This window comes from Anaerolineae bacterium (assembly GCA_011176535.1).
GTDB lineage: Bacteria > Chloroflexota > Anaerolineae > Anaerolineales > DRMV01 > DUEP01.
Genome location: DUEP01000127.1, coordinates 1 through 15,728, shown reverse-complemented (window position 1 = coordinate 15,728; position 15,728 = coordinate 1). Strand labels below are relative to the sequence as shown.

16 protein-coding genes, 2 tRNA genes and 1 pseudogene are annotated in these 15,728 nt (G+C 61.7%); 7 read left to right on the top strand and 12 right to left on the bottom strand.

What is annotated here, in order from left to right:
- From G4O04_11000 to G4O04_10980, 5 genes are all read right to left on the bottom strand, one after another.
- The coding region (locus G4O04_11000; protein ID HEY59035.1) for a hypothetical protein at positions 1-1,305 on the bottom strand (1,305 nt) is incomplete at its 3' end.
- Positions 1,306-1,366: 61 nt separating this feature from the next.
- Positions 1,367-1,597: a hypothetical protein gene (locus G4O04_10995; protein ID HEY59034.1), complete on the bottom strand. Its 231-nt coding sequence runs from the start codon at positions 1,595-1,597 to the stop codon at positions 1,367-1,369.
- A gap of 36 nt (positions 1,598-1,633) precedes the next feature.
- On the bottom strand, positions 1,634-2,071 hold the full coding sequence (locus tag G4O04_10990) for a vitamin K epoxide reductase family protein (protein HEY59033.1): 438 nt from the start codon (positions 2,069-2,071) through the stop codon (positions 1,634-1,636).
- Positions 2,068-2,745, bottom strand: a complete 678-nt coding sequence (locus tag G4O04_10985; GenBank protein ID HEY59032.1) for a thioredoxin domain-containing protein — start codon at positions 2,743-2,745, stop codon at positions 2,068-2,070. Before G4O04_10985 ends, G4O04_10990 begins: the two co-directional genes overlap by 4 nt.
- A 50-nt stretch (positions 2,746-2,795) precedes the next feature.
- The gene (locus tag G4O04_10980) at positions 2,796-5,069 is read right to left on the bottom strand and encodes a bifunctional (p)ppGpp synthetase/guanosine-3',5'-bis(diphosphate) 3'-pyrophosphohydrolase (protein HEY59031.1); all 2,274 of its coding nucleotides are present in this window, start codon (positions 5,067-5,069) and stop codon (positions 2,796-2,798) included.
- Between the two features lie 127 nt (positions 5,070-5,196).
- Here G4O04_10980 and G4O04_10975 point away from each other — a divergent pair, with 127 nt between their 5' ends.
- From G4O04_10975 to G4O04_10960, 4 genes are all read left to right on the top strand, one after another.
- Positions 5,197-5,904 (top strand): SpoIIE family protein phosphatase, encoded by a 708-nt coding sequence (locus G4O04_10975; protein HEY59030.1) that lies wholly within the window; start codon positions 5,197-5,199, stop codon positions 5,902-5,904.
- Positions 5,905-6,109: 205 nt separating this feature from the next.
- Entirely contained in the window at positions 6,110-6,439 is a 330-nt protein-coding gene (locus G4O04_10970) for a hypothetical protein (protein ID HEY59029.1), read from the top strand.
- 67 nt (positions 6,440-6,506) lie between these two features.
- Positions 6,507-6,581, top strand: a tRNA-Pro gene (locus tag G4O04_10965).
- A gap of 160 nt (positions 6,582-6,741) precedes the next feature.
- On the top strand, positions 6,742-7,554 hold the full coding sequence (locus G4O04_10960; GenBank protein HEY59028.1) for a S1 RNA-binding domain-containing protein: 813 nt from the start codon (positions 6,742-6,744) through the stop codon (positions 7,552-7,554).
- A 103-nt stretch (positions 7,555-7,657) separates the two neighbouring features.
- Here the strand turns inward: G4O04_10960 and G4O04_10955 are convergent, their stop codons facing one another.
- From G4O04_10955 to G4O04_10935, 5 genes and pseudogenes are all read right to left on the bottom strand, one after another.
- Positions 7,658-8,221: an ATP-binding protein gene (locus G4O04_10955; protein ID HEY59027.1), complete on the bottom strand. Its 564-nt coding sequence runs from the start codon at positions 8,219-8,221 to the stop codon at positions 7,658-7,660.
- A 48-nt stretch (positions 8,222-8,269) separates the two neighbouring features.
- A pseudogene (locus tag G4O04_10950) lies at positions 8,270-8,962 on the bottom strand (ATP-binding protein).
- A gap of 31 nt (positions 8,963-8,993) precedes the next feature.
- Positions 8,994-9,716, bottom strand: a complete 723-nt coding sequence (locus G4O04_10945; protein HEY59026.1) for a DnaD domain protein — start codon at positions 9,714-9,716, stop codon at positions 8,994-8,996.
- Positions 9,717-11,090, bottom strand: coding sequence for a replicative DNA helicase (dnaB, locus tag G4O04_10940; GenBank protein HEY59025.1), 1,374 nt, complete (start codon positions 11,088-11,090; stop codon positions 9,717-9,719). It abuts the gene before it with no gap.
- Positions 11,091-11,099: 9 nt separating this feature from the next.
- Positions 11,100-11,693 carry a bifunctional nuclease family protein gene (locus G4O04_10935; protein HEY59024.1) on the bottom strand — a complete coding sequence of 198 codons (594 nt, stop codon included), beginning with the start codon at positions 11,691-11,693 and terminating at the stop codon, positions 11,100-11,102.
- A 165-nt stretch (positions 11,694-11,858) separates the two neighbouring features.
- Between G4O04_10935 and G4O04_10930 the strand changes: the two genes are divergently transcribed.
- The 3 genes from G4O04_10930 to G4O04_10920 all read left to right on the top strand — a co-directional run bounded on the left by G4O04_10930 (position 11,859) and on the right by G4O04_10920 (position 14,465).
- Positions 11,859-13,094, top strand: a complete 1,236-nt coding sequence (locus G4O04_10930; protein ID HEY59023.1) for an FprA family A-type flavoprotein — start codon at positions 11,859-11,861, stop codon at positions 13,092-13,094.
- A 47-nt stretch (positions 13,095-13,141) separates the two neighbouring features.
- Positions 13,142-14,314 carry a hypothetical protein gene (locus G4O04_10925; protein HEY59022.1) on the top strand — a complete coding sequence of 391 codons (1,173 nt, stop codon included), beginning with the start codon at positions 13,142-13,144 and terminating at the stop codon, positions 14,312-14,314.
- A 67-nt stretch (positions 14,315-14,381) separates the two neighbouring features.
- Positions 14,382-14,465: transfer RNA gene (locus tag G4O04_10920), tRNA-Leu, on the top strand.
- Positions 14,466-14,597: 132 nt separating this feature from the next.
- On the opposite strand, the gene G4O04_10915 is transcribed toward G4O04_10920, so the two are convergent.
- Together G4O04_10915 and G4O04_10910 are read right to left on the bottom strand one after the other, a co-directional pair.
- Positions 14,598-15,425, bottom strand: coding sequence for an amino acid ABC transporter permease (locus G4O04_10915; protein HEY59021.1), 828 nt, complete (start codon positions 15,423-15,425; stop codon positions 14,598-14,600).
- Between the two features lie 144 nt (positions 15,426-15,569).
- On the bottom strand, positions 15,570-15,728 hold a 159-nt coding region (locus G4O04_10910), incomplete at its 5' end, for a transporter substrate-binding domain-containing protein (GenBank protein HEY59020.1).

The window sequence follows — 15,728 nt, the reverse complement described above, 5'->3', positions numbered from 1 at the left end:
CAAGGCCTCGGCCGCTTCTTCGCCTCCACGCAAAGCGACCAGATGCACCAGATAGGGGGCCAGAGACACCGGCCAGCGCAAGCCCTGGGCGTCACGATGTACGGCGGCCAGGGCAACGAGCACATGCCAGGGGTCCACCCGCAGAGGAGACCAAAACACGGGAGCCGTTTTGCCCTCTGGGGTCCGGAACGCCACTTGCTCATCCGGCCGCAGGGCCGCCCCCTGGGCCAGCGGCAGCACGCTCTGCCGAGACAACGCACGGCCACATCGGGGGCAAGGATCACCGGGCTGAGCCGCCACGATGTCGGCCACCACTTCCGCCTGAAAGTCCCGCCCGTAGTTCACTCCGACGAAATGCGTATCGGGCCGATTGGCCCCGGCGACCAGGTTGGGCGAACGTGGGATAAGGGTATCCACGACCACCCGGGCCCCTTGCACGCCGATGGGCGAAGCGTACCCCGGCTCGGCCCCCACGGCGCGAATCTCTGCTTCGGTGGCCGGGCGCAGCGGGCCAGTTCCCAGCGCGATTTGCACTTTGGGCAGGCTGACCTCCATGTCGCCCCGCACCACGGCGAAAATCAACGCGCCATGGGCTTCATCGGTCAAAAAGACCGCCTTGGCCGTCCGCGAGGGGGGAATGCCCAATTGCGCGGCCAAGGTCCGGATGGTGTTGGCCCCTGGCGTCGACACAGCCCGCAGGGCTTGCGGCTCTTCGGGCGGCGCCGGCGCTTTGGCCCGGGTCGCCCAGGGTTGCAACGCCGCATACCCGCAGGCGCAGGTCAGCGCCTCCGCCTCCCCTTGAGGGTGCGGCCAGGCCCACACCTGCGTGTCCTCGGCCGCGGCCAGCCGCATCACCTCCCCGAGGCCTATGGCCCGCCAGAAATCCTCCATAGCCATCCAAGGGGCGGGCTCTGCTTCGGCAGCCAGCCGGAGCGCCCACCAGGCAGACGCCCCCTGGCTCGCCAGGGTTCGCGGCAGGTGCCGGTAAGACATCACCTGCAGGGCCAGCCAGCGCGCCCAGGGCCGCGGCAGCCTGGGGCGGGCGGGTGCGCCCCAAAGTCCGGCCAACCGCCAAAAATCCGCCTCCCCGCCAGGGGCCACAATGCTCCCTGCGGATGCCAGCGCGCGCTGCCAGGCAGCGAAAACTCGTTGGGCCAGCCGCTCTCCCAAAGGCCATAACGCCCAGCGGCCCCCACCTGACTCCCAGGCGGCGTACCCTGCCCGCAGCAAGGCATACGCGCCGTGCGTCTCCGGCACCTCATGCACCTGCCGGGACGAATGCCCGAAGTGTTGGCTCAAACGCATCGCTCACCTACAAGAAACACAACGGGCCGCATTACACGGCCCGCAAGTCGAACAGCCTCCATCACAACTCATCGTCGTCCCAAAAGTCTTCGTCCTCGTCCAGGAAGTCCTCTTCGTCCAGCAAATCTTCCTCGGCCAAGATGTCTTCCTCCTCCCATTCCTCGCCCAGGACCTCGGAGGCCGGACGGTAAGTCAGACATCCCTGGTCCGGGTCGATCTCCACCTCGGCAGCGGTACAGTATCCATCGTCAAGGAAAATACAATCCTCGAAATGGCAACGAATGCGCGGCATAGATGCCCTCCTGAAAGGGTTGCGAACTCCGCAGCCTCACTCTTGCGGTACCGACAGCAGGCGAATGATAGCCAAAATGAGCAAAAAAAGCAAGAGTAAAGCCGATAACACACAGAAGGGGCACACCGCGTGGATCACGGCCAGTTCCAGATAGGTGAGATAGGCGGAATACAGGGTGCCGAAAAAGGTCAAGCCAAATACCCCGTACCGCGCCCACTGCGCCCAGTCTCCGCCCCGGGGTTCCACCCACCCCAAAAGGACCAGGAGGGTCAGGTAGGTCAACAACCCAAACAGGGCAATGGGCACGCCCATGAATTCGCTGTAGGGGCTGGAGTTGACCTTGGCGCAATCGCCAATGCCGCCGAGGCAAAAGGCCTCGTTGCGGGTCAACTTCAACCAGGTAAGGTAAGCAGTGTCCAAAACGCCCAGGAAAGCCAGAACCAAGGAGGAAAACCAATAGGTTTGGGACTTCATTTTGCCATGACCTCCAGGAGAGCGTAGTCCAAAACCTGGCGGATGCCGGGCATTTCGGCATCATCCAAGGGGCGGAACCCGGGGATCAGGCCCTTCCCCGGAATTTCGTAGGTGGGGGCGCCCTGAACCCCTATGGCTTTGGCCTCTTCGTTCCAGCGGCTGATCTCATCGGCATGCCGTTTCAAATCGTAGCAGGAGTAAAACCGCTCCTTGGAGACGCCCACCTTGGTAGCCAGGGCGGCCAGGTTTTCGCGGGTAAAGGGACGCTTTCCCTGATAGGCGTAAAGCACATCGCGATACACCCAATATTTTTCGAAATCGGCCATGCACAGGGCAGCCGCCATCGCCCGGTAGGAGTCGCTGCCCACCGCGGCAATGGGCACGCTGATCAAACGCACCAGGTTGCGGGCCACATAATGCTCCAAAAGTTGCGGTTCGGTCTCGTCATGCAACCGCTTGCTCTTGGGCGAAGCGAAATCCTCATAGAGGAACAGTTCCAGCGGAGCCTGAGGGTCTCCCAGGGCGGGGTATCCCTCGGTCGTACGGTCCTGCAGCAAGTTTTGCGGCGGGCCCCAATGCCCTGCGGCGGAAGAGCGGTAATTCCATACGAGCGCCGCGCCCACTACGACCATGAGCAACAAACCGCCTACCATCCACCATTTGTTCTTTACCATGTCGCCTCCATAACGATGTCTGGATGTCTCCTGGCCTGGATGCGCAGACCTCAGGTCGTGCGCTTACGATATGCGCTGAGCACATTCGGCAGATTCTCGATACGGTTCAAGACATGACTGAGTTGCGCAATGTCTTTGACGCCGATCACTAACTCGACCACCACCAGCCCATCCGATTCAAAATTGATGCGCACATTCTGAATGCTCAGCCCTTCATCGGCGATGATGATGGAAATATCCTTCATCAGGCCTTCCCGATCCACCGCGCGCACCACAATGGGCACCGGGTACAGCGCCACCGGATGCCCCCAGGTGACCTGGATCAGGCGCTCCTTTTCCTTGACCGAGAGGATGTTCGGGCAATCCTGGCGATGAATGGTGACGCCCCGCCCCCGGGTCACATAGCCCACAATCGGATCGCCCGGCGCGGGGTTGCAACATTGGGCCAGGTGGGTGTGCACCCCCCGCACCCCCATCACGGCCACCTCGCCCTGGGCTTCCACCTCTTGCGGTGAAGGCGCCGGTAACTCCGTTTGCTCCGGTTCGATCTCCGACAGGCGGCTGACGATGCGCGAAACCGGGAGGTCTCCGGTGCCCACGGCCACGAAAAGGTCGTCCACCTGAGCGTAACCAAGGTCCCGAGCCAGCCGCTCCAGATTGACCTGCTCCAACGCTAGGCGCTTGAGTTCTTTCTCCAGCAACGCCCGTCCGTGGGCCAGGTTTTGCTCCCGCGCCTGCTGGCGGAACCAGCGGCGGATTTTGCTCCGCGCCCGCTGGGTCTTGACCAGCCCGAGGCTGGGATTCAACCAATCGCGGCTAGGGCCGCCTCGCTTGGCGGTGATGATCTCCACCACATCCCCATTCTTCAGGGGGGTGCTCAAGGGCACCAGTTTGCCGTTGACCCGCGCGCCCCGGCAACGGTGCCCGATTTCCGTGTGGATGTGGTAAGCGAAATCGATAGGGGTGGATCCGGCCGGGAGGTCGATGATGTCGCCCTTGGGCGTGAACACATAGACCCGGTCGGTGAAAACATCGCTGCGCATGCCTTCCATGAACTCGAAGGCGTCTTCCACATCCTGCTGCCATTCCATCAACTGGCGCAGCCATTGAACTTTGGCCTCGAAATCCGGGTCGTACGGCACCCCCTCCTTGTACCGCCAATGGGCCGCGATACCGTACTCCGCGTGTTGATGCATCTCATGGGTGCGGATCTGCACCTCCAGGGGCTGGCCATCGTCGTAAATCACCGTGGTGTGCAGCGACTGATAGAAGTTCTCTTTCGGATTGGCGATGTAATCGTCAAACTCGCCCGGTATGGGACGCCAATGGGTATGAATGATGCCCAGCACCTGATAACATTGCCCCACCTCGTCCACAATGACCCGGATGCCCCGAATGTCATTGATGGCCTTGAAAGGCACCCCTTTGCGCTGCATTTTGCGATAGATGGAGTAGATGTGCTTGGGCCGACCGTACACCTGGGCCTCGATTCCGGCGCTTTCCAGCAATTTGCGTACCCGCGCGGTGATTTCCGCCAACTGTTGCTCGCGCTCGGTGCGGCGTTCCTCCAACTTCTCGGCAATATCTTTGTAAATGTCCGGGGCTACATAACGAAAGGCCAGGTCCTCCAACTGCCATTTGATCTGCCAGATGCCCAGACGATTGGCCAGGGGGGCAAAGACATCCAAAGTCTCCTGAGCGATTCGCCGCCGCTTGGCTTCGGGAAGATAGCCCAGCGTGCGCATGTTGTGGAGTCGGTCGGCCAGTTTGATGATCACCACGCGCACATCCTCGCCCATGGCCAGCAGCGTTTTGCGCAACGTTTCATAGGCCAGCACCTGACGCTTTCGCGCCCTGGGGCGCCCTAGCATCACCGGAACCCGGCCCTCGCCATCTCCATCGTCCCCCTCGAGTTCGGGCGGGGCGGTGGCCTCCTCCCCCACCGGGCCCCGCTCGCCTTCGGCGCCGTTATCGCTGTCCCGGGCCTTGCCCACCCGCGAGACATGAGGCAACGAGGTCAACTTGGTCACCCCGTCCACCAGGGCAGCGATTTCGTTTCCAAAGTCGCGCCGCAGGTCGTCCAGGGTGATCTCGGTGTCTTCCACGGTATCGTGCAACAGGCCAGCGGCCACCACCACCGCCGGCATGCGCAAGTCGGCCAGGATCGCAGCCACGGACATGCAGTGGTTGATGTATGGCTCCCCCGAGGCCCTTTTCTGGCCCTCATGGGCCTTCACTGCCACCCGATAGGCCCGCTCCACCAGTTCACGATCGGCCTGGGTGTATGATTCGGGTAATTGGGCCAACAGTTGTTCAAACTCCATAAGCCCTCCAACGGGCAAAGTATATCGCACTCCCCGCCCAGCGTCTATCCGGGGTCGCGAAATCTCCCACAAAACCCTGCGGTTTACGGTAAAATTGAGAAAAGATCCCTCACCCGGGAGCAGAAGCATGGAAATTCGCATCGGGGTCGCCAAGGTACGGAAATACGCCACCTCCGAAAGCGGCGACACGCTGGAAATCGTCGAGCGCCCCAACGGCGGCCTGTCCGTGGTGCTGGCCGACGGGCAAACCTCGGGGCTAGGCGCCAAACGCATCGCCAACATGGTGGTGCGCAAGGTGGTCAGTTTGCTGGCCGAAGGGGTGCGTGACGGGGCAGCGGCCAGGGCGGCCTCCGACTACCTTTTCACCGAGCGCCAGGGCCGGGTTCAGGCCACCCTGAACATCCTCTCGGTGGACCTGCAGACCCAGACGCTGGTGATCACCCGGAACAACCCCGCCCCCGTGGTGCTCTACCTCGGCGAAGCGTTGCGCACCCTGGACGACATGAGCCAGCCTATTGGCCTGCAGCGCAATACCCGCCCCGTGGTCAGCGAGTTGCCGTTGGAAGTAGGGCTCACCGTGGTCATGTATACCGATGGGCTGGTGCATGCCGGCACCCGCACGGGCCAGCGGCTGGACCTCCTCCAACTGCTTCAAGCCTGGCTGGAAGACGCCGAAAGCGTCGACGCCCAACAGGTCGCCGATGCCCTACTGGCCGAAGCCTTGCGCCTGGACCAGGGCCGGCCCGTGGATGACATCAGCGTGGTCGTGTTGCACATTGCCCGCGAAACCGACCCGCACGGCATCCGCCGGATGAGCGCACGCCTTCCGCTTTGACCTGCGGCGGTAGCCCTTTCCAAAATCACCGCTCCTCCTCCCCAGCGCAGCATGGAGGAGTCGGGAATCACCCTCAAGGATTCAAAAACGCTCGGCAGGCAACTTGTGAGGAAAAGTCCCCCTGGAGATGCCCTATGACTTCTAAGACGCTCGCCTCGGGGTGACCATCGGCCTGGTCGGCCCCTGCGCCGCGGGGAAGAGCACCTTGGCCCGTCGCCTGAAGGCTTTGGGCTACCGGGTGCGCCACATTGCCCAGGAACACTCGCATGTACCGGATATGTGGCAACGCATCAGCCGCCCCGATGTGCTGATCTACCTCGAGGTCAGTTTTCCCGTCTCCCTGGCCCGTCGGCCCATGCCGTGGAGCGAAGCAGAGTTTGCCGAACAACAGCACCGCCTGCGCCACGCACGCGCCCACGCCGATTTCGTGGTTCAAACCGACCATCTCACGCCCGAGGAGGTATTGGCCCAAGTAGTGGATTACCTGAGCCAGCGGGGCCTTCCCCCACCCAGAGCCACGTCAGGCGAGGGCTGAACGCCGCCGAATTGCCCCAAGAGCCTTGTCAAATCCCGCCGATTGGACTATAATCAGCGCCGCCTGTCGGGGCGTGGCGCAGCCCGGCTAGCGCGCTTCAATGGGGTTGAAGAGGTCGGCGGTTCAAATCCGCCCGCCCCGACTGTGGACGGCGCTCCGCGGAGCGCCGTCCTTTTTGGCGCTTTCTATTTGTGAAAAATCGCGCACAAAGGGCATCCAAATGCCCTATTTTTTGGTAGAATTGTACCGGCTGATCCATTGTTTATTCGAGAAACCCTGAATTCCCCAAGGAGAGTGTTGCCATGGAAACCCAAGTGCTTACGGCCCCGGAGCGCGTCCAGGAACCTGAGGTAGAGGTTCAGCGGAAACAGCATTTTGTGGGCAAAATCATCCATACCACCACGGCGGGTGCCATTGTGAACATCGGCTTGCGCCGCCCTGCCGTCGTGCACATTTCCCAGTTATCCCCCGAACCCGTCAAGCGGGTGGAAGATGTGGTGCAAGTGGGCCAGGAAGTGGAGGTCTGGGTGCGCCGCATCAACCCCAAAGGCATTATCGAACTGACCATGATCAAACCTCTGGATCTGGAATGGCGGGAAATCAAAAAAGGCATGGTGGTGAAGGGGAAAGTGGAGCGCATTGACAAGGTGGGTGTGTATGTGAACATCGGCGCCGAGGTTCCCGGTTTCGTCCACATCAGCGAACTGAGCCACGAGTATGTGCGCCACCCCAGCGAGGTGGTCACCGAGGGACAGGAAGTGGAGGCCAAGGTAATCGCCGTCAACCGGCGGCGCAAGCAGATCAAGTTGAGCATCAAGGCCTTGCTCCCCAAACCCGAGGAAATCCTGCGGGAGTTGAAAGAAGAGGAAAAGAAAGAAGCGGCCAAACCCAAGGCCCGCAAAGGGGCCAGGTCCAGCAACGGCCACAAGAAAGAGGAAGCGCCCGTGGGCGAGACCGACCTCACCCCGATGGCCATTGCGCTGCAGGAGGCCTTGGAACGGGCCAAAGCCGAGGCTGCGCAGGCCACCGGCAAAGCACAAAAAGCCGCCCTCAAGCGGGTGGCCGAACTGGAGAGCCTTTTGGCCGCGACCCGGGGCCACGCCCGGCTGAACTAAGCCGTCGCCCCCGTGGCACCTCTCCGAGAAACGCAGCCCCGCCTGAGAAGGCGGGGCTTGCGGGATTTAACAGCCCCTGACGGATGGCCGTCAGGGGCTGGGCTCACCGCCCCCGACGACGCTTGTGCCGGGGCACCGCGTGATAGGACGGCGCGGTAATGGCAAACAACCGACACAGCCGCGTATCCAGCATCCGCGACCGGAGCCGCTCATCCAGTTGCTCCAGCGGAACGGCGGTGGTGATCACCGTAGGCAATTCGGCGTGATAGCGGTAGTTGAACAACTGGTACAACTTTTCTCTGGCCCAGGGCGTGGTGGCCTGGGTCCCCAAATCGTCCAAAATCAGCAAAGGCGCCGTGCGGATTTCCTCGAAACGACGGTCGTAAGTCACGCTGCTGTTGGGGTTGAAGGTCGCCCGCAAATGGTCCAGCAAATCGGGCACCATGATGAACAACGGCGGATGGCCCAAACCGGCGCGATAATTGGCGATGGCGGCGGCCAGGTGCGTTTTGCCGCAGCCGTAAGGGCCGGTGAACACCAGCCAGCCCCGCGGGTCTTCAGCAAACTCCTGGGCCGCCATAAACGCCTTGCGCAGACTCTCCACATCCTCACGGGGCAGGTTTTCGTCTTCCCGCAAGCTGAAGTTCCCAAAGGTGTACTTGCTCATCAGGCTCAGGGAGGAAAGTTCCGGGTGTCCGGTATCGTCCACCGGACGCCGATAATCAGGGGCCTGGATGTGAACCTGGGTGACCAGTTCCGGATCCTGAAGCCGGGAACGGATCCGGGGTTCGATTTCGCTCAACAAGAGGTTCGTGGTGATCACCGTGGGCAGCCGGTTGATGTAGCGGAAATTCAAAATCTGGAACAGTTTCTCCTGGGCCCAGGGGGTGGCGCTTTGCGTGCCGAAATCGTCCAGGATGAGCAGGGGAATACGCCGAATCTCCTCAAAGCGCTCTTCATAAGTGGATTCCGGATCGCTGTACGCGTAGCGGAGGAAGTCCAACAAATCGGGCACGGTGAGAAAGAGGGTGGGGAGTCCTGCCTCGACGCAAAAGTTGGCGATGGCAGCGGCCAGATGGGTTTTGCCACAACCGTATCCCCCCTGGAGGAGGAGCCAGCCCTGGGGCTTTTGAGCAAACTGTCGCGCCAGGTTGTACGCCTGTTCGATGGAAGCCGCCTGCAAAGGGCCAATACCAATGCGCCCCCGCGGCTCGAAAGTCTCAAAGGTGAGATGGCGCAACTCGTCCAGGTTGGACATGGCAAACAGGCGCTGTTTGATGTGCCCCTCGATTGTACCCCGCCGACAAGTGCACGGGAACAGACGCCCGAAGTCGGGATGCCCCGGGGGCACATCGTGCCGGATGTAGCCCAGGCCATGGCAGACAGGGCAGTTGGGATCGCCAGGCATATCGCTTCGGGGAGGCGCCTCGCCGCCGGGCTCACTCGAAGAATTCGGCGAACGGGCCTTCCCGGTAGCGTCGACGATCCTTTTCAGAATCTCCTCCAACGGTTCGGTCATGGCGTCCCTCGGTTTTCCAGGCTTCCAAAATGGCTTCCACATACCGCCAGCGGCGGACATTGTTGGCCGCCGCAATGCGAAAGGCTTCTTCGATCCAATCGAGGGGGTACTCCTGCTCGGCCTCGGCCAGGCGCTCGGCCAGCAAGGGCGTCAGCGGGCCGATGTTCTCCTCGTAAAGGCGGAAGATGTTGAGCCGCTCTAGGTAAATCTGCACCGGGCGCTCGTCATCCCTGCTGGGGCGCCAATCCCCCCGGCGCACTGCCTCGACGGCGGCGCGTCCCTTGGGCGTGTTGAGGAAGTACAACGGCTCCTCCCCCTCCCGCAACGAAACCCTCGCCACCAGCAGCACGCCCCGCGCCACCGCCCGCTCCAGAGCCTCGTCCAGCACATCTTCGGCCTGCTCCCGCGTCGCCGCCAGCCCGGCCACAAAGCGTTCATCGGCCAAAAAATCGCCCCGCCGCAGGTAGCGAAACACCCCTTCCTGCTGGGTCAAACGCCAGAAAGCGTAGAGCACCACTTTGAGTTCGGCCAGATGGTCGATTGCCGGCAACAGTTGGGTAAAAAACTGCACCGGAACGGGGACCAGAGGCACCCGCCCCGCAGGGAAACCCTCGAAGGTCGGCTTCTCCTCAGCGGGATGCATTTACGACAACTCACTCAAATCCACATAACGGGTTTCGGCATCCTCGAACTTGGCCAGATTCTTCAAGAAGACCAGTTCCACCTTGCCCACCGGGCCGTTGCGGTGCTTGGCCACAAGGACCTCGGCCAACCCCTGGTTCACGGTATCTTGGTTGTACACCTCTTCCCGGTAAAGGAACATCACCACATCGGCATCCTGCTCCAACGAACCCGATTCGCGCAAATCCGAAAGCATGGGACGTTTATCGGCCCGCTGCTCTACCGCGCGGGACAACTGCGCCGCGGCCATGACCGGCACATCGAGTTCGCGGGCCAGCACCTTCAGGTTCCGGGAGATGTAAGACACCTCCTGGACCCGGTTTTCCATCCGGATCCCGGCGGTCATCAACTGCAGATAATCCACCAGAATGAGGTCCAGGCCGTATTCCATGTGCAGGCGGCGGCACTTGGTGCGCAACTGCAAGGGGGTAATGGCCGGCGTGTCATCCAGGAAAATGACCGTATCGCTGAGCACTTCAACGGCATGGGCGAAAAGGGGCCATTCGTTTTCGCTCAGTTTGCCTGTGCGCAGGCGCTGGGAATCGATGCCCGTTTCCTGGGCGATGAGGCGCTGCACCAACTGCTCGTTGGACATTTCCAGGGAAAAGACGGCCACATGTTTGCGATACTTTTGCGCCGCGTTCTTCGCCACCGAGAGCAGGAAGCCGGTCTTCCCCATACCCGGACGGCCAGCGACGATGATGAGATCCGAGGGTTGCAAACCCGCCAGCAACTTGTCCAGGTCGGTAAAGCCCGTGGGGACGCCCAGGATGCCCTCCTCGCGCTGGGCCAGGTCCACCGTGCGCTCGTAGTATTCCTCCAACACATGGCGGATGGGCTCCACCCCCCGGGTCAAACGCCGTTCGCTGACGCCAAACAGGGCCTTTTCGGCCTCATCGAGCAGGTCGTTGACCTCCATGTGGCGCTGGTGGACCAACTGGGCAATTTTTTCCGCCGCCTCCAACAGGCGGCGACGCACCGCCGCCTCCTCTACCAGCCGGGCGTAGGCCTCGGCGTGCAGGGAGGATGGCACTTTGGAGGCCAGGGCCGCCAGATAGGCCGAGCCGCCCACATCGCTCAGGTGTCCTACCCGCTCCAACTCCTCGGCCACGGTGAGCAAATCCACCGGCTTGCGCTGCTCGTGCAGGCGGGCAATGACCTCCCAAATCCAACGATGGCGGAGGATGAAGAAATCCTCCGCCCGTAAGATCTGTGCGACCTCGAAATACGTTTCCGGGTTGATGAGCACCGCCCCCAGCACGGCGGCTTCGGCATCGGCATCATGAGGCCGCAACACTTCGCCAGGGGCCTCGCTCAGCGGATAGGGCTCACTCATGGGGTACGCCTAATCCTCGCCTTCGTCTTCTTCGTTCGTTTCACTGTCCAAAGTATCCAGATCCAGTTTCTCCAAGAAATCCTCAAACACCGAAAGCCGGTCCTCCCCCTCACCGGCTGCAGTCGCGCCGGTCTCGGCGCCCCGAGAGGGGCCAGGGGCGGTCGGTTTTCCCTCACCGGCTGGGCTTTCCTCTTCCACATCCTCTTCCGGCACCACGCCCGCGGCATCCAGCACATGCCGGGCGACAAAAATCGGCACATGGGCCCGTACGGCCAGGGCAATGGCGTCGGAAGGCCGGGCGTCAATGTTCACCTCGCGGCCTTCGATTTCGGCCACAATGTTGCCGTAGAACACATTCTCTTTCAGGTCTACGACCTCCACCCGCAGCACCCGGGCACCGAGGGCCTTAAAGACCTGATTGAGCAAATCGTGGGTCAACGGACGGGCCACCTCGACCTCTTGCAAAGCGATCTGGATGGCCTCGGCCTCGAAAGGGCCAATCCAAATAGGCAAATAACGGTTCGCATCCTTCTCGCGCAGAAGCACCACCCGCTGCGGCGAGACCAGGCTCACGCGGATGCTATCCACCACCACCGGCACCATCTCATGCATAGACGAAGCCTCCATGAATTGCCATCAGGATACATGTGTATTCTAACATGCCCTGCTAGGGCGTGCAATGCGGTGGGCTACCTGCTTCCGGTTTCCCCTTGGCCGGCGAACAAAAATATGGTACATTAACCAGGCATCAACACGGAGGAGGTGAGCATGTCCCAGACTACGGTGCGGGAAATTCATCCTAACCTGTACTTATTGCGCGTGGCCGACACGCGCACAGCCTATTTCGAGGCCCTGTGGGAGATTCCCGAAGGCGTGACCTACAACGCCTACCTGCTGAAAACCCCTGAAGGCGCCGTGCTCTTTGACGGGTGGAAAAGCGTCTATCAGGAGGCGTTTCTGGAGGCCCTGGCCTCGCTGACGCCTCTGGAGGCCATCCGCCACATCGTCATCCATCACATGGAGCCCGACCACAGCGGTTCCCTGCCAGCCTTGCTGGACCGATTGCACGGGAAAGTCACCTTGTGGGGGCACCCCTTCACCAAAAAACTGCTGGCTGCCCTGTACGGGTTGACCGAGATCGACTTCCAGGCCGTGAAGAGCGGCCAAAGCCTGACCTTTGGCGGCCACACGCTGACCTTTTATCACACGCCCTGGCTGCACTGGCCAGAAACCATGGTGACCCATCTGGCCGAGGGAAACCTCCTGCTGACCGGCGACATTTTCGGCAGCTTCGGCCTTCCGGAGGGCATCTTCGACGACGAAGTCGACCTACAGCCTTATCTGGATGCGGCGCGGAAATACACCATCAGCGTCATCGGCTTTTACCGCGACAAAATCGTGAAACACCTCACCACGCTGCGGGATACTTACGGGGTGCATCCGGCCATGATTCTGCCTGCCCATGGCCTGCTTTGGCGTCAAGCGCCGGAACGCATCATCCAGTCCTATCTCAACTGGGCCGTGGGCAAACCCCAACCGGGAAAAATTGCCGTGTTGTACTCCTCCATGTACCGTTATGTGGAGCGGGGCATCGGTGTGCTCGTGGACGAATTCCAACGGCAAGGATACACGCCCGTGGTGCACCGCATGGTGGACGAGGAACGCGGGAGCCTGGCCGATATGCTCAGCGATATCGTGGATAGCGAAGCCGTGGTGCTGGGGACCGAAACCTACGAAGCAGACGTCTTCCCACTCACCGCTTTTCTGCTGAGCGAGATCATCAAAAAGGCCAATTTCGCCAAGCCGCTGCTGGTGCTGGGCGTCTTCGGTTGGGCGCCGGCCGCCGGGCGGAAACTGCGCGGCCTTTTGGAGAGTAGTGCCTTTGACCCGGTACACATCCTGGAACTCAAGGGGCTGCTCACCGGGGAAGGGGAAGCCCAAATCCGCGCCGCGGTGCAAGAAATCGTGAGCCATCTGGCCCAAACCGCCACGACAAAGGTGTAATTCTTTCACGCTCACCGACTCTGTTTCTTCATGTAAAGAAACCATGAATGAACGACGGGTATCGCTATGTGGTCTTAGGCGCAGGTCGTCAGGGCACGGCGGCGGCCTATGATTTGGCGCGGATGGGACAGGCCGCCGAGGTGGTACTGGCCGACGCCGACCTAGAACACGCTCAACGGAGCGCTCGGCGGGTCAACCAACTGCTGCAGCACCCGGTTGCTCGTGCGGTGCAGGTGGATGTGCGCGAGGGGGAGGCCCTGCGCCGCCTGCTGGAACCGGCCGACGGGGCCTTGAGCGCCGTGCCGTACTTCTTCAACCTGGGCATCACGCAAGCGGCCATCGAGGCCCGCACCCATTTGTGCGACATGGGCGGTCACACCGAAACGGTGTTCCGCCAACTGGAACTGGACGAAGCCGCCCGTCAGGCCGGCGTGAGCATCGTCCCCGATTGCGGCATGGGGCCGGGCCTGATCAACACCATCAGTGCCTACATCATCGAGACGCTGGATGAAGCCTACGAAGTGCGCATCTACGACGGCGGGTTGCCCAAGCACCCCAGGCCACCCTGGAACTACAGCCTGCTCTTTCACATCAACGGCTTGACCAACGAATACTACGGCACCACTGTGCTGCTCATCGACGGCGAACTGACCGAGGTCGAGGGGCTGACCGGCTACGAGCGGCTCACCATCCCACCCTTGGGCGAACTGGAAGCCTTCATCACCACCGGCGGCGCGTCCACCGCGCCCTGGACCTTCCGCGGCAAGGTACGCACCTACATCAACAAAACCCTGCGCTATCCCGGCCACTATGCCTGGTTCAGGGCGTACAAAGAACTGGGGTTGTTCGAACTGGACCCCGTTGAGGTCCACGGGACCCCGGTGGTGCCCCGCGATGTGTTCCATGCGTTGCTGGAACCCAAACTGTACGACCCCGAAGTGCGCGACCTGGCTCTGATTCATGTCATCGGCACCGGGCGAAAACACGGGCGCGAGGTAAAGCTGATCGTGGATGTGTACGACGAATACGACGAGGCCACAGAGTTCCGCGCCATGGAGCGGCTGACGGGATGGCATTGCGCCACCATGCTGGCTTTGCAGGTTCAGGGAACCGTGAAGCCGGGCGCGGTGCCGCAAGAGATCGCCGTGGCGCCTCAACGCGTGCTCGACGGCCTGCGCGCGCGGGGCATTGCCATCCGCGAAACCTGGGAAAAGGCTTAGCCCCTCGTTGGGCAGGAAACAGACCTTGACAACCCCCGTGTTCCCGTTATAATACGCCGTGCACCGTGCGCTGGTGCTGGAACTGGCAGACAGGCGTGGTTGAGGGCCACGTGCCCGTTAGGGCGTGCGGGTTCAACTCCCGCCCAGCGCACTATCCGGCCCGCGGAAATTTCCGTGGGCCGGCTTTTTTCGGAGTGGGGGACAACCCCAAAAATCCGGCAAACCAAAACGCCCCCGAGAGGGGCAGTGCTCGAGGGCGTGGGGGGAACAAACGGGGCGGGGATCATTCCACGACCTTCATCCGCCGCTCCAGATAGCGTACCAGCGCCGTGAGCAACAGGGTCATGGAAAGATAGAGGAAAGTGACCACATTGTAAGTCTCCAACACCCGGAAGGTGCTGGCCTTGCGTAGGCGGCTCAACTGGGTGATCTCGCGCACGGCCAGCACGGTGGCCAGCGAAGAATCCTTCAGGAGAGCGACGAAATCGTTGCCCAGGGGCGGGAGCACCCGCCGCACCGCCTGGGGGAGAATGACAAAACGCATGGCCTGGAAGGTGGACATGCCCAGCGAAAGGGCGGCTTCCATCTGCCCGCGGCCGATGGATTGAATCCCGGCGCGGAACACCTCGGCCTCATAGGCGGCATACCCCAGGCCCAAGGCGATGATGGCCCGCATTTCCATGCTGATATCTCGCGTGCCCAAACCCGCCAGGGCCTGAAAGACGCCCCACGAGCCCACGGTCGCCAGGCCCCACTCGCCCAGGCCATTAAGCGCGTGCACCAGCAAAGGGATAAGACCGAAGGCCATGTAGAGCAAAATGACCACCATCGGGATGCCCCGCACCACGGTGACATACAGGGTGGCCAGGTTGTACACCACGATATTCTTGGCGGTTCGGCCCAAACCCAACAGCAAGCCAAAGGTCACCGCGATCAGATAGGCGAACAAAGTGATGCGCAAGGTGGTGATGACCCCTTGACGCAAATAGATGAAGGTATCGTGATAGTTAGGGGAAGCCAGAATGAGGTAAAGCACCAGGAACCCGGTGGCGATCACCATCACCACCCACCAGGGCACCTCACGCCACCAGGAAGTGCGCGGTTGATTCATGGAACCCGAAGTCGACTTAGACGACCAGGATGCTTCAGACATCTGCACTTCACCTCTTCCCTTCAGGATAGCCACACACCCAGGGAACCACATGGTTGCATACCAAAGGGGGTCGGGATTGAACCGACCCCCTTTCTCAAGCGACTAATTCCCTCCGGCGATCAGGCCCCACTTCTCGTTGAGGGCCTGCAGCGTGCCATCCGCCTTCATGCTTTCCAGCGCCGCGTTCACCGCCGCCACCAGCTCGCTCCCCGGCGGGAAGGCAAAGCCCAACTGTTCATCCGAAGTCAACTGTGCGCCAAT